Origin of the sequence: Chryseobacterium sediminis (assembly GCF_008386505.1) — a bacterium.
Lineage (GTDB): Bacteria > Bacteroidota > Bacteroidia > Flavobacteriales > Weeksellaceae > Chryseobacterium > Chryseobacterium sediminis.
In genome coordinates, this window is record NZ_VUNZ01000002.1 from 100,370 (window position 1) to 121,587 (window position 21,218).

The following is a 21,218-nucleotide window of genomic DNA, read 5'->3' on the forward strand; positions in this document are numbered from 1 at the left end:
ACATCCCAAATCGAACAGGTTTCTCCATGACAATCAAAGAAGCATAATAAACAAGAGGAAAAGGAACAGAAAAACAGAAATTTCTCACCTGAAAAAATGAGTATTAAATAATTATGAAATTTATACTTCTGACAATTTTCAATTTTAATTCCGTGTAAGATAGTTTTGAATCCATTCAATCATGATGTCATGCTGAAGATGTAAAAGAACCAGTAAATAAAAGATACCGGAAAAGATAAGATATGAAGATTTTATTGGATTATTATTGAATGATATCATTTCAGAATCATTCCTTTGTAAGTAGGATGTGAAAACAATAAATAATAATGTAGAGTAAATATAATTCCATCTCATCCAATCAATTCCGAGATAATATAAAGGGGTAACCCAAAGAAGGCAGATCATATTACAGAAAAGATAGGTATAAAATGATTCTCTTTTAAACAGATAAACATAAAACCCCATTTGAAATATCATGATAATAAGTTCTACAGCATGAACCAGAAACGATAATTTATACTGAAGAACATAATTAAAATCAAAATAATATTCCAGATCAAAAATATTCTCTTTCTGAAAAACCACTCCCCTTCCTTTCAAAATAGATAAACTTTCTCCTTCGTTAACATTTCCACCAAAAAAATATATAATACCAATACTGACAAAAGCAGCGATTGTTATAGAAAGGACATATTTAATATTAATTTTCTGCCACTTGGAATAATTAATCCATATTAAAAAGGGTAAGAAAAAAAATCCGGCCTCATGAATGAAGAGAAAAATGATATAAAAAAGCCATAATACTGTATCATTAAGCTTCGATTTTTTTGCAAAAGAATACCAAAGCATTATAAGAATCAATATGATCTCTCTTCTACCGGCATTTCTGACAGTTAATGCAGGAAATAATAGAATATAAGGTGAAGCCATGATACACATATAAAAAAGATCAACCTTATATTTCTTTAAGTATAGAAACGTCCCATACAGAATTCCTGAAAGACCAATGATCTGAAAAATCAGGATTTGAAATTGTAACTTAACACCCGTTATATCCTGTATATAAAAAAACGCATCCCCCAAAAGACCTCTTCTTTTGAAACCACCATCCGTGTAATTTATCAGCCAGTCAGAAATAGTCCAGGCTGAAAATGGCTCTTTCGCTTTCAGATATAAAGCCATAAAAACACCAATATAAATCAATACGATTCCAATACTGAAATATTTAACCAATGATGTTCTCTTATTTTCAGGTATATTGATAAAGTTGTCAAAAAACATATGTGTAAAATTTCTGCTGTCTATTCTATTACCGCAATATTAATACTTCCAAACTATTTTAAAAAATTTTCTTATAGTTATCATCTATTAATAATCCAGGGAGTTCGGCACGATATTTCGTAAATTTGGGATATACAAAATGATAAACTATCAATCACAATAGTAAAACTTCGTTATATTTCTTGGAAGTGGTGATTGTATGATTCTAAAAAAATAAATATATACATATGAAAAATGCAAGTATTATTGGCCTTAAAGAAGCCGATTGTAAAAAAATCTCAGAAAAATTAAATGTACTGTTAGCTAATTATTCTGTATTTTATCAGAATACAAGAGGTTCTCACTGGAACATCAAAGGAGAGCAGTTCTTTACCCTTCATCCAAAATTTGAGGAGTTGTACAACAGTCTTGTTTTAAAGATTGATGAAATTGCAGAAAGAATCCTCACATTGGGAGCTACTCCTGCGCACAATTACTCAGATTATTTAAAGGTAGCTACTATTAAAGAAAGCAAAGAAGTAACTGATGGCACCAAAAGTGTTGAGCAGATTTTAAGTTCTTTTAAAGTAGTCATTGATCTGCAGAGAGAACTTTTAGATATCACAGATGAAGCAGGAGATGAGGGTACTAATTCCCAAATGAGCGATTATATTACCGAACAGGAGAAAGAAGTTTGGATGTACAATTCTTATCTTGGAAAATAACTCCATAAAATGCATTGAAATATTTCAAAAAAATCGCCTTACATTTAGGCGATTTTATTATTTATTTTTATATTTGCGTTAAAATTACACATATTATGAACGACGTAAGACTGAACTCTATCCTAGATAATGATTTTTATAAAATAACCATGCAGAATGCAGTGGTAAAGCTTTTTCCCAGCTCTATTGTAAAATACGAATTTATCAACAGGGGGAAACACCATTTTCCGGAAGGATTTGACGTTGCTTTAAGAGAAGCTGTTAATAAAATGGCTGAACTTAAACTTACGAAGGACGAGAAAAAATTCATGGCAAGAACATGTCCTTATATTGATCTTCCATATCTGGATTTTTTGGAGGGATATCATTTTGACCCGTCTGAAGTAAAAATACACCAGGAAGGAGGTGACCTTTCCGTTGTTGTAGAAGGGCTTTGGTACAGAACAATTCTATGGGAAGTCCCTTTACTGGCTCTGATCAGTGAACTTCACTATGAAATGAACCATATGGAAAGAGATTCCAATGAAGTGGTAATGAGCAAAACGATAGAAAAAGCAGACTCATTAGGCAGGCTTGGAGTAACTTTTGCAGAATTTGGAACGAGAAGAAGACATTCTTATAAGGTACAGAATCTGGTAATGGAAGCCTTGACTCAAAAAAGAGAATCGACTTTTATCGGAAGCTCTAATGTACATTTCGCTATGAAATATGGAGTAAAACCTATCGGAACTCATGCGCATGAATGGTTTATGTTCCATGCTGCTGAATATGGATTCAAAATGGCCAATGAAATGGCTTTGGAACATTGGGTAGATGTATACAGAGGAGACCTTGGAGTGGCTCTTTCAGATACGTATACTACGGATGTTTTCTTCCAGCAGTTTGACAAAAAATTCGCAAAACTTTTTGACGGGGTACGTCACGACAGTGGAGATGCATTAGAATTTGCAGACAAAACAATTGCACATTATCAAAGGAACGGGATCAATCCAATGTTTAAATATATTATTTTTTCGGATGCTTTAAATCTTGAAAAAGTAGAAGAAATTACCAATTACTGCAGAGGAAAAATTGGTATTTCATTCGGAATTGGGACCAACCTTACGAATGATGTCGGATTAAAACCAATGAACATTGTAATGAAGCTTATTGGGGTACAGGCGCCAAATAAAGAGTGGATTCCTACTGTAAAACTTTCCGATGAACATGGTAAATATACCGGAGATCCGAAGATGATTGAACTGGCCAAAGAATTTTTAAGAATAAAAGATTAAAATAACCCATCCAAACAACTAGATAAACCTCGTATCCATCGAGGTTTTATTGTATTATATCATCATTTGAAATTCAATTCAGAAATCTTTAAGATTTTATTATATTTATCAAAATAAAACAAGATGAAATCAAGAACTTTACTAATCGCAGGTCTCCTCATATCAGCATTATCTTTTGCTCAGGAAAAGAAAGCAGATAAACCTAAATACAATCAGGAATTGGCTACATCTTTAGGGGCTGATAAATATGGAATGAAACCTTATACGATTGTTATGCTGACAACAGGTACTGCTAAGATTGAAGATAAAGCCAAAATGGGTGAACTCATGAAAGGCCACATGGCCAATATCGGGAAACTAGCAGATGAAGGTAAAATTGTAGTAGCTGGTCCTTTTCTTGAAAAAAATAAAGAAAACTACCGCGGAATGTTTATTTTCAACACTAAATCTAAGGAAGAAGCTGAACAATGGGTAAAAACAGATCCTGCAGTGAAGGCTGGTGTTTTCAGCTATGAAATTTTCCCTTGGTATGGATCTGCTGCTTTACCATTGTATTTAAAGCATCACGAAGAGATTACAAAGGAAAACCCGTAATATTAACTTAAAAAACATATTGATAATCTTCAAGAATAATACTTCTTCCAACAGAACCAGACATCAAACTCAAAAAATAATAACCATGAAAATAAGACTATTTGTTTTGCTGTTTTTAGCATCAACAAAACTGCTCTTTGGACAAACTGTTCCCAAAGAATACACAGATAAAGTAAAAGCGGCTGAATCACTTTACCGTACCAAGGATTTCAAAAACTCTGCCAGCAACTATTCAGAAGCATTTAAATCTAACGGCTGGAAAGCATCTCTAAATGACAGGTATAACGCAGCGTGTTCTTGGGCAATGGCATCAGGGACAGACAGTGCATTTTCCCAACTTGACAGAATTGCAGCAAAATTCACTAATTATAACCATATAACAAAAGATACAGACCTTACCTCTTTACATAGCGATAAACGATGGAAGCCTATAATCGAAAAAATCAAACAGAATCAGGAGAAAGCAGAAGCAAATTTGAATAAACCCCTGGTTGCAAAGCTAGGTGACATTTATATTGAAGACCAAAAGTACAGACAGCAAATCGAGGGTATTGAAAAAAAATACGGTGGAAACTCAAAAGAAATGAACGAACACTGGCAGCTTATCAATAAAAAAGATTCATTAAATCTTATTGAGGTAAAAGCTATTCTTGACAAATATGGCTGGGTAGGTCCTGATGTTGTGGGTGGACAAGGAAGTGTTACCTTATTTCTTGTTATCCAACATGCAGATCAGGCAACACAGGAAAAATATTTACCCATGATGAGAGATGCCGTAAAGAATGGTAAAGCACAAAGCGGCAGTCTGGCACTTCTCGAAGACAGGGTAGCCCTGAGACAAGGTAAAAGACAAATTTACGGTAGCCAGATTGGACGTGATCCAGAAACACAAGTATATTATGTATCTCCATTAGAAGATCCTGAAAATGTAGATAAAAGACGCGCAGATGTTGGACTTCCTCCATTGGCAGAGTATCTAAAGAATTGGCAACTTAAATGGGATGTTGAACAATATAAAAAAGACTTGCCAACACTGGAAGCAAAAACAAAGCACAAATAAACAGAAATCATATCACAATACTAATCATCATTTTAATATTTATCATAAATTAATTCAAGTATCATGGAATAATTTACTATTTTAGTTTAATATTTTCAAACCTACTTATTTAATTATAAGAGTATTAGAATAAATTTATTTACTAAACAAAAAAATTAAACCATGAAAAAGAACTTAACAAAACTTTCAAGAACAAATTTGAAAGATGTATTTGGAGGAACTTTGTACCCGGCAGAATGTCCCGGAGGATGCCACGGTGAAGGCATGATCAGATGTCCTGATGGCACTACCACAATGACGAATTTTATATGTATGGGAGGAACCTGCCAACCAGCAGCAATGTGTAAACCGTTGGTTCTTGAACCTTTTCCAGACCCGATTATAATCACCCCATAATCTAACGAACAATACATAAAGTGAGCTTTCCGGCTCACTTTTTTAGTATCTTTAAGTAAACAGAAACTATCATGAAAACCATTGAAGAAGTTCTTAAAAAACTGGATGAAATTATCATTTGGTGTAAAGAAAATCAAAGTCCGGCAGGATATTTTGCGTGTACCTATAGAATTATGACGGCACAGGTTCTGAAAGGAATTCAACAGAAAAAATTTGAAGATAATCCAAGAATGACATTGCTTGATCTAGCTTTTGCACAGAGATATATTCTGGCGTGGGAAAGCTACAGCAAAGGAGAAAAATGTACCAACTCATGGTATATTGCCTTTGAAGCCTGCAAAAATAAAAACCTGTTGATTCTACAGCATATATTTCTGGGCATGAATGCACACATCAATCTGGATCTTGGTATTTCCGCAGCTTCTATCATGCCTTACCGAAAAATAAATCCGTTAAAAAAAGATTTTGAAAATATTAATAATGTCATTGCTTCCATCAATCAGAATGTTCAGGATTCTCTGAACAAAATCTGTTATCCTGTAGATCTTATTGACAAACTCTCTAATGGAAAGGATAATGCTGTGCTTGATTTTGCCATTTCCAAAGCAAGAGACACTTCCTGGGCAACGGCAGTTATTGCATCCAACACTCCGAATTTTCTGAGAGAATCTGTCATCGGCATTGTAGATTATGCAGCTGCAAAGGTCGCTACCCAGATTCTGAATCCGAAGATACTCACTCCTGCCCTTTTAAAAGAACTCAAAAATTGTGAAAGCAGTGATATGGTGAAGAATATTGAAATTTTAGAATCTACAAAAAATTCATAACAAAAAAAGCCGGGATCTTCCTCACGGACCCCGGCTCATAATGAACAAAATAAAAGAAACTATATTGCTTCCTTATGCTTTTTACGATAGGCATAATGGAAAATAATTGGCAGTACTGTAAATGACAGCAGCATACAGATAATTAATCCTCCTACAATCATAATGGCTAAAGGTTTCTGAATTTCTGAGCCCATTCCGTTTGACATTGCTGCGGGAAGAAGTCCCATAGAACCCATCAGGGCAATCATCACTACAGGACGAATTCTGCTTTTCACTCCCTGTGCAATAGATTCTTTGAGAGATAACCTGTTTTGCAGATTTTCTTTCATGACTCCTATCAGAACGATACCATCAATAGTTGCAACTCCGAAAAGGATAATGAAACCAATTCCCGCGGAAATTCCGAAGATGGTTCCCGTAAACCAAAGGGATAAAAACCCTCCGATAAATGCAAATGCCAGAGTGATGGAAGAAATCAACGTATCTTTTACATTTCCGAAGTTGAAATACAACAGCATCAGAATTAAAACTAAAGAGATCGGTACTACCATTGCAAGCTGTTTTGCAGCTCTTTCTTTACTTTCAAACTCTCCCGCCCAAGTCATTTTATGATTTTTTGGAAGTTTAACGTCTTTATCTACTTTTGCTTTTGCTTCTTTGATGGTACTTCCTAAGTCACGCCCTTCGATATTAAATCCAACCCCGATATATCTGCTGTTTCCTTCACGGTAAATAAATGATGGACCGGTATGATAATCAATCGTTGCAATTTCTTTCAATGGCACTTTCTTATTATCCTGAGTTGGGATAAGAATATTTCCCATTTTTTCAGGAGTATCTCTGTAATCTTTTTCAAACCTAAGCATTACATCAAACATTCTTTCTTCTTCGTAAAACTTAGTGGCTGCCTGCCCTCCAATCGTCATTTCGATTACAGCCTGTGCATCTGCTGTTGAGACACCATATTTGGCCATTTTAGAATCATGAAGCTGTATTCTCAATTCCGGAAGTCCTATATTTTTGAAAACATTCACGTCTGAAATTCCAGGAACCGTTCTGATAGAATTAGCTACTTTATTGGCATAATTTTCAAGTTCAAAAAGATCATTACCAAAAATTTTAATCACTAACGGAGCTTTTACTCCTGCTACATATTCTTCCACATTATCCTGTATTGGCTGGCTGAATCCGAAGTTGATTCCGGGATATTTTTCAAGAGAAATTCTCATTTCTTCAAGAAGCTCATCTTTTGATATTTTTTTCTTCCATTCATTTTCAGGTTTCAGCTGAATATTAAATTCGATATTAAAGAATCCGGTAGGATCAGTACCATCATTCGGCCGGCCTGTTTGGGTCATAACAAATTTTACTTCATCATATTTCATGAGAATCTCCTTCATTTCCTTTGTTAAACGTACAGATTCATCCAGATTAACACTGTTGGGAAGAGTGGCTCTCACGTAGATTGCTCCTTCGTTCAGTTTGGGTAAAAATTCGGATCCATAATTTGAAAACCTCCATCCACAAATAGCAAGCAAAGCAATGAAGCCAATGATAAATCCTTTTTTATGTCGATCGCTGAATTCGTAAATTCTATAGATATTCACTCTGAAGAATCTTGAGATAAAGTTTTCTTTCTCTTCAATATTTTTAGTCAGTAAAAGTTTACACATTGCCGGAACATAGGTTAAACTTAATATCAATGACCCTAATAATGCATATCCCAACGTAAATGCTAATGGCGAGAACATTTTCCCTTCTACTTTCTGGAAAGAGAAAATCGGCATCAGGGCAACAATAAGAATCAATAAGGCAAAGAAAATATAACTTGCCACACTGCCTGCACTTTTCTTGATGATTCCAAGTTTTGAAATTTTATTGAATCTCTTCAGTCCTATCTTTTTCGCTTTAAGTTCGAGGGCGACAAAGACATGTTCAACAATGACGAGCGTTCCTTCCAGAAGCAGTCCAAAGTCCAGCGCTCCCATAGAAATCAGGTTGGCAGGCAATCCCTGAATTTTAAGCATAATTATAGCGAACAGGAAAGCCAAAGGAATTACTGAAGCTACAATGAAAGTAGTTCTCCAGTTATACAGGAAAATAAATACGATGATAGAAACTAAAATCACCCCTTCAATAAGGTTTTTGGAAACGGTATGAACAGTTGTATTCACAAGTTCTGTACGGTCAATGATCGGAACAATCTGAACATCACCCGGTAGCTCTCCTCCATTCAGCTGCTCTATTCTATCTTTTAATCTTGCAATCACTTCGCTTGGATTTTCACCTCTAAGCATGATCACAATTCCTTCTACAACATCATTTTCCTTGTTATATCCTACCTGTCCTAATCTTGGTTTTGCAGAAACTTTTACTTCAGCAACGTGTTTTACCAGAATTGGAGTAGAACCTTTTACTTCAATCTGGATATTCTCAATATCTTCTTTTTTCTCCAAAAGACCAATTCCCCTCACTACATAAGCCTGATCGCCTTTTGCCACCACATCTCCTCCTACATTGATATTACTTTTTGAAACTGCTTCATACACATCCAGAGGGGAAAGGTCATAATTGTGTAATTCCGTAGGATTAATTTTTATTTCATATGTTTTTTCTTCTCCACCAAAACTCACCACATCAGCAACACCAGGAACTGCAAGCAATTCTCTTTCTACTACCCAATCCTGAATAGCAGTCACTTCTTTGATCGGAAGCTTACTTTTGATAATGTACCGGTAAATTTCACCGGTAGCTCCGGAAGGCGGTTCGATACTATACTCTGCTCCGGCAGGAAGTTCTACATTTCCGAGTTTATTGGAAGCATACTGCTGTGCATAAAAATCATTGACATGATCATCAAAAATTACAGTTACTACCGATAATCCAAATAGGGAAATAGAACGCACCGATGTTTTATTCGGGATGGCATTCATTTCTTTGGAAATAGGTAAGGTGACAAATTTTTCAATTTCTTCTGCACTTCTTCCCGGCCATTGGGTAATGACTCTTACTCTTGTATTGGTAACATCCGGAAATGCTTCAATAGGGGTATGCATATAAGAATAGATTCCTCCGGCAAGCAATAGAAAAGTTCCCAAAAGAACGATCAATGAGTTTTTTAAAGAGAAGGAAACTATATTCTGTACAAATTTTCGCATTACTTCTTGGCGTTATTTAATTGGTTTTTCAGGTTTTCATAGATCAGCAGCCCATTGGAAGCGATGACATTTTCACCTGGTTTTAAATTACCTTCTACGTAGATATACTGGCTGTTGGAAGCGATCTCCGTCACAGGTCTTATCTCAAGTTCACAGTCTTTTTTGTATACTACTACATAACTTTGGTTATTATCAAAAATTAAAGCTTTAGCTGGGATGGCCAATGCACTTTTGTTTTGTGAATTAACAGGTAATACAACATCAGCAGACATTCCTGGTCTTAGCTTCATTCCATTATTATCCATAATGATTTTCGCCTTGAGGACTCTTTCATTTTCATTAAAAACCTGGGAAATATTATCAATTTTCCCGGAGAAACTGTCATCCGGATAGGCAAGTGTTTTTACCACTACAGGCTGATCTACATAGACATGTCTCATATTGGTTGCATATACATTCGCCATTACCCATACTTTATCAAGATTGGAAATTGTAAAAAGCTGATCTCCTCCTGCAGTTACAGGCATTCCTTTGGAGATATTTTTTGAAATAACATATCCGTCCGCAGGCGCTTTTATCTGAATGGTACTTCCTCCCGCAGAATAAAGCTGCATATTTTTCTGTGTCTTGGAAATGTTAGACTGCAAAATAGCCACTTCCGATTTTGCTTCCTGTAAATCTTTCTGAGAAGCAATATCATCTTTATACATAGCTTCCACTGAAGACAACTTTCTTTTCGCTACTGCCAGCTGAGCCTGTAAGGTTTGAGTATCATCCTGCATTTCGTTAACAGCGGTACTTTTTATACTTGCCAGGGTTTGTCCTTTTTTCACATAATCTCCAAGGGAGAAATAGGTATCCATCACAACGCCGTCTACGAGACTTACAAAAGGAACGGTTTTATCCGAATTGCTTTCCACTTCTCCGGTAAGCGTAATGCTTTCTTCTATGGGAAGCATTTCTGCCTTAACGAGTTTAATATCTTTTTTAAGTTCTTTACTGATGCAATAACTTTTTTCAGCTTCCTTATTTTCTTTTTCTCCGGTACAGCCTGTAAAAATCACGAAGGCAGACAGGGAAATGGCGGCAATGTATTTAGTAGTAATTTTGTTCATATCTTATAAGTCTTGTCCTACAACATACTGTAGGTTTTCGTAGTATTGATTAAGTTCTTTTTTAGTATCCAGTATGATCATTTTATTTCCGATGTAGGTATCCAGAAAATCCATGTACTCCAGCATACTGATATTTCTCAGTCTGAAATTTTTCTCATGGCTTACCAACAGGCCATCCAAAGTGGATTCATAGCTTTCATCGATCTCTTCTGAAACCTGCTGTGTTCTTATATAGTTTCTGAAAACAGAGACAATTTCGTTCTCAGACTTCAGCATGTTTTTGCGGGTCTCAAGTTTGCTTTTCTCAATTTCAAGCTTAGCTTCCTGAATATTTCCTTTATTTCGGTCGAAAATGGGAAGATCCATAGAAACCCCCAGGCCTATAAAGTCTTTCATGATATTTCCTCCACGGTCGTATCCAATAGAAACAGCTACGTCCGGTGTTTTCATAGCATTTTGAATCTCCAGGTTTTTGGTAGCGTGTTTCTCTTTATTTTTTGCGATCATGATATCCGGACGGTTTTCTTTTGCCTTTTCCATCCACTGGGTGACTTCCAGTTCTGAAAGTTGCTTCTCCGGTATAACAAACGAATCTGAAATCACAAGATAGGTTTGAGAAGGCAGCATCAATAAAGCCTTCAGTTCTACCTGCTGATCTTCAATTTCCTGTTTTAAAGAAATCAGTTTTTTCTTGAATTCAATTTCCTGTGCTTTCAAACGGACATATTCAGCCTTACTGATGTTCCCAAGGTTTAATTGGTTGTTATAGGATTTGGTTAATTTTTCAATAGAAGCAATCTGCCCCTGATAGATTTTCTGCTGTTCCTGATTGTAAAGAATTTCAGTGATTGTATTTCTCAGTGTTTTCTTAAGTTCACGCAAAACTTCCTGCAATTCATACTTCTCCCCTTCCACTTCAATTTTCTGAAGCTCAATATTTTTCCTTCTCTTTCCCGCAGTCTGAATCACCTGTTCTATCTCAGCCGAAATTTGCGTATTCTTTCCCCAGTTTCCGATGAGTGCCGGTTGTTCTTCTATGTCATAAGTTCTCCATAGATTTACTTCGCTGATGCTTAATGTTGGATTGGGCCAGTATTTAGCCTGAACAGCTCTCGCCTCCGCTTGTGAAATCTCAAGCTTCTGGGCAATAAGGTCAAGGTTTTTAGCCAGAAAAATAGTTTCAGCTTCCTTTCTGCTGATTTTCATGGTATCTGAAATCTGCGCTGAAAAGAAACTGAAACAGGGAATATAAAATAGGGTTAAAAATAGCTTCTTCAAGATCTTTTATTTTAAGACCACAAAGCTATTTGTCTAATATTAGAGGGAATTTTAAACAAAATTAAAATTCGGTTAGTCCAACATTAGAGTTTGATTAGAACTTTTTTTATTCCTGGGAATTGTTTTTGAATTAAGATGTTTTGCCTCCTCCTATTGAATATTTTAATCTCTCACAGATTTCATGGATGACACAGATTTTTTTAAGATTTAAAATGAATCTAAAATCATCAGTCTGCGAGATCTGGGAAATCTGTGGGAGAAAAATCAAGAATTAACAGGAAATTCTAAGAGAACGCTTGTACCTACATTCAAAATAGAATCAATTTTCATCACAATATGATGATGATCAAAAATACTTTTCGATAGTGACAAACCTATTCCGCTGCCTTTCACAGTGTCTACATTTTTTCCTCTGTAGAAAGTTTCAGATATTTTATCAAGATCTTCTGAAGGGATTCCTCTTCCTTCATCTCTGACTTCGATATACAATTGATTTTCTTTCTCGGACAAAGTAAGCACTACAGGTTTACCATAAGAATATTTAATGGCGTTTTCAACAATATTGTATAATGCCAGATATAGCAGGGTTTCGTTTCCGGGAAATTCAAGCAAAGAAGGTTGTGTTACCTGAAGCTGTATTTTAATGGATGAGTTGTTTACTTTTGCTTTAGGCTCTAATTTCTCATATATCTTCCAGATCAGCTCATCTACTCTCATTGGCTTATGGGAAGATTCAAGCTTTGTCATTCCGGACATCAGCAAAAGATTATTCAGAATATTTTCAATCTCGTATACATTATCCAATGATTCTTTTGCCACTTCCCTATATTCTTCCGGTGTACGGTCTTTTTGAGCAAAAACTTCCAGATTTCCGGAAATTGCAGCCAAAGGAGTTTTAAATTCATGAGAAACGTAATTGATAAAATTCTGCTGTAAGAGAACATTTTCAGAAATTCTACCCAGCAGTTTATTGTAAGATTTAATAAGATCTTCAATCTCATCATTGGTATTCGTAGAAGTAATAGCCGTAGAAATATTATTGTAATCTACTTTGTTAATACGCTCCACAACATTGGAAATAGGCTTATAGACCACTTTTGAAAGGTATCGACTCAGAAAATAGATCGCAAGCAAACCAATCACCAATACCGAAAGCATAATAATGGCAAGCCTCAATATCTGTGATTGAAAAGAATCGTTTGATGATTTTACAAAAACCACAAAATCCCCTTGATTGTCCGGATAAAAAATCCCATAGTAAAATTGATTATCAGACATAAACTGTATCCCTTTATTATTTCGGACAGCCTGTAAATGGGAAAGTTTTATATTCTTATCATTTACATTATGTCCAAAGGTAACCTCGTTATTCTGATTGTAAACCGCCACCCTGTTATTCTGAATCAGGTGATTATATTCTTTTTTAATCTGAGCATGACGGTCTTTTGGAAGCTCATCTTTTTCAAGGTAATAAATAGCAGAAATGAGAGCTGTATTTCTAAGCTTTTCAAAATAAAAAATCTTGGTACTGTCATAATAAGCAAAGAATATCACCGCAGATGTGATGATAGAAACAATGCCGAACGAAAGGCTTGAAATAAGGGTAAATCGGTTTCTGAGAGTCATTTTCAGTCTTTAATCAAATATCCGGTTCCTTTTACCGTATGAATAATTTTTTGTTCTGTTTCATCAATCTTATTACGCACGTAAGAAATATAAACATCCACTACATTCGTTGTATTATCAAAATCAATTCCCCAAACCTTATGTAAGATCTGGGTTCTGCTCAGCACTTTATTTTTATTTTCCATCAGGAAAGTGAAAAGCTTGTATTCCGTAGGGGAAAATTCTATTTCCTTATCGTTCTGCGTTACCTTATGAAGGTCTGTATTAATAACGATATTTCCGCAGGATAAATACTGATCTTCCTTCTGATAGCTTAATTTATTTCTTCTCGTTAAAGCTTTAATTCTTGAAATCAGCTCTTCAAAATGGAAAGGTTTTGATAAATAATCATCGGCACCCATATCCAACATTTTGATCTTATCATCTGGGCTGTTCAGTGCGCTTAAAACTAAAATCGGGGTATAATTTCCTTTAAATCTTATAATTTGAGTAAGCTGCATTCCATCCAATCCGGGAAGCATAATATCCATTAAAATAAGATCAAAATCATAGGTATGAAGAAGTTCACGAGCCTTTTCCCCGGAATCCGCAAGAGTCAGATTGTAGCCAGCCTCAGAAAGGCCTTTTATCAAAAAATTACTGATTCTTTGATCATCTTCTACCAATAAAATATTCATAAATCTCTGAAATTTCCTATAAATATAGGTATTCTTGCTCAGAAAGGAAGCTGGATGAATAAAGATGGAAGTAACTTCAGGTGTCTTTCTTCCAGCTTCCACCCTTTTTTCATAATTTTGGAAGATGGAGATGATATATTTAATTATTGGATTGATTGCCGGTGGTATACTGGGCGCTGTTATATTATATTTTGCACTGAAATCCTCAATGGTTTCAAGAAGTTCTTATGATTCGCTGAACACCTTATCTATTAAAACTCAATCTGATCTTGAAAATTCAAACCTGAAAATTCAGGAGCTTAATCAAAATATCAGTAAAGAAAAAGAAGCCAATATACTGCAGCAGGATCTTTTGGATGACCTGAAAAATGAATTTTCTAAAATCTCCGCCGAATATTCTTCTTTAAACATTCAGTTTCAGGAATTAAAACAAACCAATCAGAGACAGGTATCTCAAATAGAAGCTCATATTATTGAAAAACAGGATATTTTCGCTAAAAACTCCGAGCTTTCTGCTAAGAATGAAGGATTGCAAAAATCTCTGGATACTCAAAAAGAGGAAATTATAAAAATACAGGAGGAATCCAAACTTCAGTTTGAAAATCTTGCCAATAAAATTTTAGAAGAAAAAACAGAAAAGTTTACTGCTTTAAATCAAAATAACTTAAAAAATATCCTTGACCCTTTTCAGGAGAAAATTGCCGATTTAAAAAATAAAGTCAACGAAGCCTACGAAAAGGAAAATAAAGAACGTTTCTCCCTTGCCGAGAAAGTAAAAGAACTTGCAGAATTGAACCAACAGATTTCTGATGATGCCAAAAAATTGACCCGCGCTCTGAAAGGAGAAAGCAAAACACAGGGAAACTGGGGTGAGATGATTCTCGAAAGCATCCTTGAAAAATCAGGTTTGGTAAAAGGAAGAGAGTATTTCCTGGAACATGAACTACGTGATGAAGATAACAATGCTCTATTTTCAGAATTTTCTGGAAAAAAAATGCGTCCCGATGCCGTTATAAAATACCCGGATGAAAGAAATGTCATCATTGACTCAAAAGTATCTCTGACTGCTTTTACAGATTTAGTAGACGAAACAGATCCGGATGTGTATGCCATAAAGCTAAGCCAACACCTTGGTTCTATTAAGAATCACATTTCACAGCTAAGTCAAAAAGCTTATGACGATTATGACAAGTCAATGGATTTTGTCATGATGTTTATTCCTAGTGAACCCGCTTATATTGCGGCTATGCAAGCTGATCATAACCTTTGGAACTATGCTTATGAAAAAAGAATACTTCTGCTTAATCCAAGTAATCTGATTACTTCCCTTAAACTGATAGCCGATCTTTGGAAACGTGAATATCAAAACCGAAATTCCATAGAAATTGCTGACCGCGGAGCCCGACTTTATGATAAGTTTGTAGGTTTCGTAGAAAATCTGGAAAAAGTAGGACGAAATCTCGATCAGGCTAAAAATGTATATAATGATGCCTATAAACAGCTTCACACCGGAAACGATAACCTTGTGATTCAAACTCAGAAGCTGAAATCATTAGGAATCAAAAATAAAAAAGACTTACCTCAAAGTCTTATTGACAATAGTAATCTTATTGAGCCATCAGAAAGCTAAGCCATAAAAAGTCATTTCCCGCAGGACTCAGATTTTGTGAATAGATTGTGATAGAAAGTCTTATTTAAAAAGAAAATAAATAACATTTGAAATCACGGAGAGAACCTTTTTGCTAAAAGTAGAGAAGCTCAATGATAAATTTTGCATAATTTTGCGGAATGTTGATAGAAAGTTTTCAAAACGAAAAAATAAAAAATGTCACTAAGCTCCTTACTGACAACAGATTTCGTAAAAAATCAAAAGTTTTTGTAGTAGAGGGCCAACAGGAAAATGAAAGAGCCCTACAGTATGATTTTGAACCACTGGAATTCTTTATCTGCGAAAACATCTTTAAAGGAATCCTTCCCAATGGAAAAATCCATTATGTGAGTGAAAAAGTATATGAAAAAATAGCTTACAGAGGAAGCTCTGAAGGCATTATTGGGATCTACCAGGCAAAAGAAACTCCTCTTTCATCATTTGTTCCTAAAGAAAATTCTACAGTAATTATTGTTGAAGGCGTAGAAAAACCAGGAAACCTTGGCGCTATTTTAAGAAGTTGTGAGGCATTTGGAGTTGATGCATTGATTGTTGCTGACGGAAAAACCGACTTCTACAATCCTAATGTGATCAGATCCAGTGTAGGATGTCTTTTCGGAATGGAAGTATATCAGGCTGAAAATGAAGAAACATTGGAATTTCTTCAAAAGAACAATTTCAATATCTACACAACACTTATGGCTGAAACTGCAGAAGATCTTTATAAAAGAGATTTCAGACAGCGTTCAGCTGTATTATTCGGTACTGAACATTCTGGATTGAGTGATTTCTGGATCGGAAAGGGAAAAAATACTTTGATTCCGATGGCAGGAAGTATAGATTCTTTAAATCTGAGTAATGCAGTGGCTATTACCTGCTATGAATCTTTAAAACAAAAGAAAGGATAAAATACAGATCAATAAAGCCGGATATTATTTTCAATGAAAATGTTTCGGCTCGCAATGACTAAGCATAAAAAAACCGTCTCACTGAGTGAAACGGTTCTTTTATTGTTAAGCGTATGCTAGAATTATTTCTTAGCAGCGTCTTTTGCAGCATCTTTAGCAGCGTCAGCAGCACCTTTAGCAGCATCAGCAGCTCCTTTAGCAGCTTCTCCAGCTCCTTTAGCAGCATCTTTAGCAACTTCAGCACCAGCAGCAGTTGTAGCAGCAGCAGCATCTTTAGTAGCTTCTACAGCAGTAGTTGCAGCAGAATCAACAACTTTAGCAGCAGAGTCAGAAACTACAGCAGCAGAATCAGCTACAGTAGCAGCAGCAGAATCAGTTGTTCCTTCAGTAGAAGTAGCTTCAGTTTTTTTACAAGCAACTAGAGAGATTGCAGCGATAGCAGCTACGAATAATGACTTTTTCATAATAAATTAAATTTAATTTTGTTAATATTGTTTTATAAAATTTTCTTCTGTTCTGTTATTTGAACAAGACAAAGGTATAGCAGTTAGAAAATTTGTTTATGAAAAATAATTGTAATACCTTTGTAAAATAGTTTTACAAAAAAACATAGCTGATAATCAACAATTTAATTATTTTTTGAAAAATTGACAGATTTAGATCTATTACACTTTGAGCAGCTAAAAAAGGATGTTCAGGGTCAATACTTAAAAGAACATACCCCTTCGCAGGATGATATATCCAAGTGGAAGGGTATTGATATTATATATTTTCAGGAAGACCTTCGCAAAAAAGCAAAAGGTAACATCAGTGAAAAGTCATTTTATACCTATTTCAAAAGTTCGCCAGTTACTAAATTACCAAGAATAGATATGCTCAATTTATTGAGTATTTATGCAGGTTACGACTCTTGGTATGAATTCAAGAAACTGCATCTTTTTGCAGGTGAATTGCTGCAGGAAAATGAAAATCTTGAGGAAGAAGAAATTGATGAACTTGAAAAAACAGTTACTACAGCTCCTGAAATTCCAAAAACTGAATTTCAGCCTAAAAAAATCGAAAACAAGGCCCCGGAAAACATTGATTTACAAAAATCAAATACTGAAAATCAACAAGTTAACCAAAACAAAAAAGCTACTCAGGAAATTGAAATTTCATCCGTTCCGCCTAAGAAAAATTTCTTCAAAAAGAACGCATGGGCATTGGTTACTTCCGTTTTAATTACCATCACTGGCCTTTTGGGATTTAAAGACGTCCTTTTTTCGAAAACTTATAAATATTGTTTTATCGATAAAGACAGAGGTGTTTCCGTAATCAACACTTTAGAAATAATGGTGGTGAAAGAAAATGAATCTCCATTGATGTATAAAATAAAACCTGGTGAGTGTTTTTATTACTCTACTAAAGATAAAAACTTAAAAATGCGCATCAGCGCACCTTTCTATGAGCCTCTGGAAGTCAACAGAAACCTTGAAAATGCACCTGAAGAGGAAAAAATAGAGCTAAAGCCGGATGATTACAAAATGGCTGTGTACTATTTCTCAATAAAAGACATCAAAGGAGGAAATCCTGATGAGCAGGTTGCCCTTATTAAGCAGAAAAGAAATCAGCTGGAAAACCTGATCAGTAATAATGCTGTAATCTATCAGGTTTATGACAATGATACTTATGGTATAGAAAGCCTGAATAAGCAGAAATATATCACTTTGGTAACCACTCCTACCACCTCATTGAAAAACCTGAATGTAATAGAAATGAAAAAGGATAACAAAGGTAAGATTGTATCCATCAAATTTAAAATTGCTACCACAGATGAAAAGAATAAGTAATTTTTTAATTTTCACCGTGCTTCTGACGTTATTTATTGCCTGTAATAATAAAACCTCAGAGGTAAGCGACCTCGATAAGCTAAGAAACAGCACCAATGAAAAGAGTTATCCTGCAGTACAGATGGACAGCATGCAGGCGATCAATTCAATTACCAAACAGAAAGTTCAGGAACTTTTTGACCTGTCTACTCTTTACCTCTCCGGAAACAGAAATACAGAAATAGATACCGTTATTTACTCACAAATGGAAAGCTACTTCCATAAACCGGATTCTCTGACGTTTAAAAGATTACTGAAGGAACTGGATAGCATGAAAGTAAAAACAGCAAAGGTGAGCAATCTGAATGTTTATAAAGAGTTCTATAAAAAAGATACATTAGACTATGCCAAGTTTAATGTGGAATATTTCGATAGTAAAAACAAATCTCTGGGAAGCTTTGAAAAGAACGCACAATATATACTGCTGTCTACTTCCAAGCTCAAAAAGGAATTTAAATTCTATTTTTTAGATTTCTACTCCCAACCGCTTAAGAAAGACAGTACTTCTGTAGGAGTAACTAAATAGTCAACGGGAATATCATTTTCCCAGACATCATCCACATATTCATCGGGGTCAAAGTAATTGACTCCGATTTTTTTGGTCCTTGTCGATATATCCCGGAATAATCCATCATAAAAACCTTTTCCATATCCTACTCTGTTTCCCTTTCTATCACAATACAGTAATGGCGTAATCACATACTGAAAATTATTTTCACCTGAATCTTCATTGGAAACAGGCTCCGAAATCCCCCAACTATTGGTTTCAAAAACAGTATCTTCAAAAATTTCAATATTAATAAGCCTATCACCTACAATTTTAGGAACATAAACACGGATATTTTCCGCTAAAAAATAATGAATGAAGATTTGGGTATCAATTTCCTTTCTTGCCGGAATCGGGATAAAAATATGCACCTTTTCCCCTTTCTGAGGATTGAAATGATTAATGAAACTTTCAAAAATCTTCTCCGATAACAAGAAAGCCTCATCAGTAGACAAGGCTTTTCTTTTTTGGGTATATTTTTTTCTAAGCTCAGCTTTTAGCATAATTATTAAGTTTTTAGAACTGAAATAATTTTTACCGGACAAGCTCTTGAAGCTTTATCGCTTATTTTTGATTATGCGTTTTGCACAATTCTGTACAGTTTATCAGATAGACGAACTCTGAATGGAAGTTCGAAAGTAATCTGATCCCCAATATTTGCAGTTTCACAAGGACCGCCATTGGCATAGATTTCAGTAATGGTTACTTCCTGTTCTCCTGTTGTAGGACCGGAAATTAATACTTTATCTCCAACTGACAAGTCTTTATGTTCAATTAAGAACTGTGCAATTTTTGATTTTGAGAAATAATGTTCTGCCTTTCCAATCAATTCCTTTTTAACAGCAATCTTTTGACGGATATTCTTTGTTTCAGCTTTTGCTAAAGGTTTATCAGATAACTCTCCTGAATTTTTAAATTTCAAAGCATCCGATTTTCCTTTTCTGAATACTTTATTTCCAACCTGCAGACCTTTTCTTAGTTTTACCTGTTCATCCCAAGGCAGATGTATGGTATCCAGACATTCTGTAGAACAGCAGTTTTCCATGGCTGCTTTACATTCATCACATTGGATAAATAACAGGTGACATGCATCATTAGCACAGTTGGTATGGTTATCACATGGTTTTCCGCACTGGTGGCACTGTGAAATAATATCGTCTGTAATTCTTTCCCCTAAACGGTGGTCAAATACGAAGTTTTTACCAATGAACTTACTTTCTATTCCTTCTTCTTTGATCTGGCGGGTATACTCAATGATTCCCCCTTCCAATTGGTAAACATTTTTAAAGCCCTGATGTTTGAAGTAAGCACTGGCTTTCTCGCAACGGATTCCTCCGGTACAGTACATCAAAAGGTTTTTATCTTCTTTAAAATCCTGCAATTGCTCATTGATAATCGGTAAACTTTCTCTGAAGTTTTCCACATCCGGAGTAATTGCTCCTTCAAAGTGACCTACTTCACTTTCATAGTGATTTCTGAAGTCTACCACAATCGTATTCGGATCTTCAAGTAAATTATTGAACTCCTGTGCCTTTAAGTGAATTCCTTTATTGGTAACATCAAAAGTTTCGTCGTTCAAACCATCAGCAACAATTTTATTTCTGACCTTTATTGTCAATTTTAAAAAAGAATAGTTATCCTGATCAACAGCGACATTCAAACGGATACCCTTCATAAAATCATAAACTTCCAGCGTATTTCGGAAAGCTTCAAACTGATCTGCAGGAACACTCATCTGAGCATTAATTCCTTCTTTTGCTACATAAATACGGCCAAGTGCATCCAGTGCATTCCAGGCTATAAATAATTCGTCGCGAAATTTTTTGGGATCTTCAATTTTGGCATACGCATAGAAAGACAAAGTAAGACGGTCTTTACCGGCTTCATCAATAAGTTGGGCTCTTTCTTCTGCGCTTAAGGTGTTATACAGTTGCATGCTATAAACGTTTTAAGTGAGAATAAAATTTTTGCAAAGATAATCATTTTTGAATTAAGTATCTTTATGACACAAATCACAGGTCATGAATAATAAGCAGCCAACGTTGAATAAGTAGCAATAAATAATGGAAAAGAGAATATATTTTACACTCAATAATCTGACATATTTTCTTTAATATTTTTTTAATTTTTGTTAACCTTGATATTAACAATTATGACATAAGGCATAAAATGACATAATAGCCGTTAAATTTTAGTTAAAATTGAAACATAGCATACTAATTGCTTACTTATTTAACATTAAATTTGTTTACTCAAA

At 35.0% G+C, this 21,218-nt stretch carries 19 protein-coding genes; 10 read left to right on the top strand and 9 right to left on the bottom strand.

What is annotated here, in order from left to right; genetic code table 11:
• Positions 1 to 144: 144 nt before the first annotated feature.
• Positions 145 to 1,281 carry a hypothetical protein gene (locus FW780_RS12580; protein ID WP_149833918.1) on the bottom strand — a complete coding sequence of 379 codons (1,137 nt, stop codon included), beginning with the start codon at positions 1,279 to 1,281 and terminating at the stop codon, positions 145 to 147.
• 227 nt (positions 1,282 to 1,508) lie between these two features.
• Between FW780_RS12580 and FW780_RS12585 the strand changes: the two genes are divergently transcribed.
• The 6 genes from FW780_RS12585 to FW780_RS12610 all read left to right on the top strand — a co-directional run bounded on the left by FW780_RS12585 (position 1,509) and on the right by FW780_RS12610 (position 6,136).
• Complete coding sequence (locus FW780_RS12585) at positions 1,509 to 1,985, top strand: Dps family protein (protein WP_079240229.1); 477 nt, start codon at positions 1,509 to 1,511, stop codon at positions 1,983 to 1,985.
• Positions 1,986 to 2,080: 95 nt separating this feature from the next.
• Entirely contained in the window at positions 2,081 to 3,259 is a 1,179-nt protein-coding gene (gene pncB / locus FW780_RS12590; protein ID WP_149833919.1) for a nicotinate phosphoribosyltransferase, read from the top strand.
• A 123-nt stretch (positions 3,260 to 3,382) separates the two neighbouring features.
• Positions 3,383 to 3,853: a YciI family protein gene (locus tag FW780_RS12595; protein ID WP_149833920.1), complete on the top strand. Its 471-nt coding sequence runs from the start codon at positions 3,383 to 3,385 to the stop codon at positions 3,851 to 3,853.
• 85 nt (positions 3,854 to 3,938) lie between these two features.
• Positions 3,939 to 4,913, top strand: a complete 975-nt coding sequence (locus FW780_RS12600) for a DUF6624 domain-containing protein (protein ID WP_174774456.1) — start codon at positions 3,939 to 3,941, stop codon at positions 4,911 to 4,913.
• Positions 4,914 to 5,075: 162 nt separating this feature from the next.
• A complete protein-coding gene (locus FW780_RS12605; protein WP_149833921.1) occupies positions 5,076 to 5,309 on the top strand; it encodes a hypothetical protein in 234 nt (77 codons plus the stop codon).
• A 71-nt stretch (positions 5,310 to 5,380) separates the two neighbouring features.
• Positions 5,381 to 6,136 carry a DUF5995 family protein gene (locus tag FW780_RS12610; RefSeq protein WP_149833922.1) on the top strand — a complete coding sequence of 252 codons (756 nt, stop codon included), beginning with the start codon at positions 5,381 to 5,383 and terminating at the stop codon, positions 6,134 to 6,136.
• A gap of 59 nt (positions 6,137 to 6,195) precedes the next feature.
• On the opposite strand, the gene FW780_RS12615 is transcribed toward FW780_RS12610, so the two are convergent.
• The 5 genes from FW780_RS12615 to FW780_RS12635 all read right to left on the bottom strand — a co-directional run bounded on the left by FW780_RS12615 (position 6,196) and on the right by FW780_RS12635 (position 13,990).
• Entirely contained in the window at positions 6,196 to 9,294 is a 3,099-nt protein-coding gene (locus FW780_RS12615) for an efflux RND transporter permease subunit (RefSeq protein ID WP_149833923.1), read from the bottom strand.
• Positions 9,294 to 10,409: an efflux RND transporter periplasmic adaptor subunit gene (locus FW780_RS12620; RefSeq protein WP_149833924.1), complete on the bottom strand. Its 1,116-nt coding sequence runs from the start codon at positions 10,407 to 10,409 to the stop codon at positions 9,294 to 9,296. Before FW780_RS12620 ends, FW780_RS12615 begins: the two co-directional genes overlap by 1 nt.
• Before the next feature lie 3 nt (positions 10,410 to 10,412).
• Positions 10,413 to 11,687 carry a TolC family protein gene (locus tag FW780_RS12625; RefSeq protein WP_149833925.1) on the bottom strand — a complete coding sequence of 425 codons (1,275 nt, stop codon included), beginning with the start codon at positions 11,685 to 11,687 and terminating at the stop codon, positions 10,413 to 10,415.
• A gap of 264 nt (positions 11,688 to 11,951) precedes the next feature.
• The gene (locus tag FW780_RS12630; protein WP_149833926.1) at positions 11,952 to 13,313 is read right to left on the bottom strand and encodes a sensor histidine kinase; all 1,362 of its coding nucleotides are present in this window, start codon (positions 13,311 to 13,313) and stop codon (positions 11,952 to 11,954) included.
• A 2-nt stretch (positions 13,314 to 13,315) separates the two neighbouring features.
• Positions 13,316 to 13,990: a response regulator transcription factor gene (locus tag FW780_RS12635; protein ID WP_149833927.1), complete on the bottom strand. Its 675-nt coding sequence runs from the start codon at positions 13,988 to 13,990 to the stop codon at positions 13,316 to 13,318.
• A 124-nt stretch (positions 13,991 to 14,114) separates the two neighbouring features.
• Here FW780_RS12635 and rmuC point away from each other — a divergent pair, with 124 nt between their 5' ends.
• Together rmuC and FW780_RS12645 are read left to right on the top strand one after the other, a co-directional pair.
• Positions 14,115 to 15,620 (top strand): DNA recombination protein RmuC, encoded by a 1,506-nt coding sequence (rmuC, locus tag FW780_RS12640; protein WP_149833928.1) that lies wholly within the window; start codon positions 14,115 to 14,117, stop codon positions 15,618 to 15,620.
• 158 nt (positions 15,621 to 15,778) lie between these two features.
• Positions 15,779 to 16,546 (top strand): TrmH family RNA methyltransferase, encoded by a 768-nt coding sequence (locus FW780_RS12645; protein ID WP_149833929.1) that lies wholly within the window; start codon positions 15,779 to 15,781, stop codon positions 16,544 to 16,546.
• 122 nt (positions 16,547 to 16,668) lie between these two features.
• Here the strand turns inward: FW780_RS12645 and FW780_RS12650 are convergent, their stop codons facing one another.
• Entirely contained in the window at positions 16,669 to 17,010 is a 342-nt protein-coding gene (locus tag FW780_RS12650) for a hypothetical protein (protein WP_047380511.1), read from the bottom strand.
• A gap of 183 nt (positions 17,011 to 17,193) precedes the next feature.
• Here FW780_RS12650 and FW780_RS12655 point away from each other — a divergent pair, with 183 nt between their 5' ends.
• On the top strand, positions 17,194 to 18,375 hold the full coding sequence (locus FW780_RS12655; protein WP_149833930.1) for a hypothetical protein: 1,182 nt from the start codon (positions 17,194 to 17,196) through the stop codon (positions 18,373 to 18,375).
• A complete protein-coding gene (locus FW780_RS12660) occupies positions 18,359 to 18,940 on the top strand; it encodes a hypothetical protein (RefSeq protein ID WP_149833931.1) in 582 nt (193 codons plus the stop codon). The genes FW780_RS12655 and FW780_RS12660 overlap by 17 nt, the downstream gene beginning before the upstream one ends.
• On the opposite strand, the gene FW780_RS12665 is transcribed toward FW780_RS12660, so the two are convergent.
• Both FW780_RS12665 and trhO read right to left on the bottom strand, forming a co-directional pair.
• On the bottom strand, positions 18,889 to 19,464 hold the full coding sequence (locus FW780_RS12665) for a 5-formyltetrahydrofolate cyclo-ligase (protein WP_149833932.1): 576 nt from the start codon (positions 19,462 to 19,464) through the stop codon (positions 18,889 to 18,891). The two genes, FW780_RS12660 and FW780_RS12665, sit on opposite strands and share 52 nt — an antisense overlap.
• A 71-nt stretch (positions 19,465 to 19,535) precedes the next feature.
• Positions 19,536 to 20,897: an oxygen-dependent tRNA uridine(34) hydroxylase TrhO gene (gene trhO / locus FW780_RS12670; RefSeq protein WP_149833933.1), complete on the bottom strand. Its 1,362-nt coding sequence runs from the start codon at positions 20,895 to 20,897 to the stop codon at positions 19,536 to 19,538.
• Positions 20,898 to 21,218: the final 321 nt, after the last annotated feature.

Excerpts from the sequence above, each read along its gene's own strand:
- FW780_RS12580 (WP_149833918.1), bottom strand. The coding sequence starts at position 1,281 with ATGTTTTTTGACAACTTTATCAATATACCTGAAAATAAGAGAACATCA.
- FW780_RS12585 (WP_079240229.1), top strand. The coding sequence starts at position 1,509 with ATGAAAAATGCAAGTATTATTGGCCTTAAAGAAGCCGATTGTAAAAAA.
- pncB (WP_149833919.1), top strand. The coding sequence starts at position 2,081 with ATGAACGACGTAAGACTGAACTCTATCCTAGATAATGATTTTTATAAA.
- FW780_RS12595 (WP_149833920.1), top strand. The coding sequence starts at position 3,383 with ATGAAATCAAGAACTTTACTAATCGCAGGTCTCCTCATATCAGCATTA.
- FW780_RS12600 (WP_174774456.1), top strand. The coding sequence starts at position 3,939 with ATGAAAATAAGACTATTTGTTTTGCTGTTTTTAGCATCAACAAAACTG.
- FW780_RS12605 (WP_149833921.1), top strand. The coding sequence starts at position 5,076 with ATGAAAAAGAACTTAACAAAACTTTCAAGAACAAATTTGAAAGATGTA.
- FW780_RS12610 (WP_149833922.1), top strand. The coding sequence starts at position 5,381 with ATGAAAACCATTGAAGAAGTTCTTAAAAAACTGGATGAAATTATCATT.
- FW780_RS12615 (WP_149833923.1), bottom strand. The coding sequence starts at position 9,294 with ATGCGAAAATTTGTACAGAATATAGTTTCCTTCTCTTTAAAAAACTCA.
- FW780_RS12620 (WP_149833924.1), bottom strand. The coding sequence starts at position 10,409 with ATGAACAAAATTACTACTAAATACATTGCCGCCATTTCCCTGTCTGCC.
- FW780_RS12630 (WP_149833926.1), bottom strand. The coding sequence starts at position 13,313 with ATGACTCTCAGAAACCGATTTACCCTTATTTCAAGCCTTTCGTTCGGC.
- FW780_RS12635 (WP_149833927.1), bottom strand. The coding sequence starts at position 13,990 with ATGAATATTTTATTGGTAGAAGATGATCAAAGAATCAGTAATTTTTTG.
- rmuC (WP_149833928.1), top strand. The coding sequence starts at position 14,115 with ATGGAGATGATATATTTAATTATTGGATTGATTGCCGGTGGTATACTG.
- FW780_RS12645 (WP_149833929.1), top strand. The coding sequence starts at position 15,779 with ATGTTGATAGAAAGTTTTCAAAACGAAAAAATAAAAAATGTCACTAAG.
- FW780_RS12650 (WP_047380511.1), bottom strand. The coding sequence starts at position 17,010 with ATGAAAAAGTCATTATTCGTAGCTGCTATCGCTGCAATCTCTCTAGTT.
- FW780_RS12660 (WP_149833931.1), top strand. The coding sequence starts at position 18,359 with ATGAAAAGAATAAGTAATTTTTTAATTTTCACCGTGCTTCTGACGTTA.
- FW780_RS12665 (WP_149833932.1), bottom strand. The coding sequence starts at position 19,464 with ATGCTAAAAGCTGAGCTTAGAAAAAAATATACCCAAAAAAGAAAAGCC.
- trhO (WP_149833933.1), bottom strand. The coding sequence starts at position 20,897 with ATGCAACTGTATAACACCTTAAGCGCAGAAGAAAGAGCCCAACTTATT.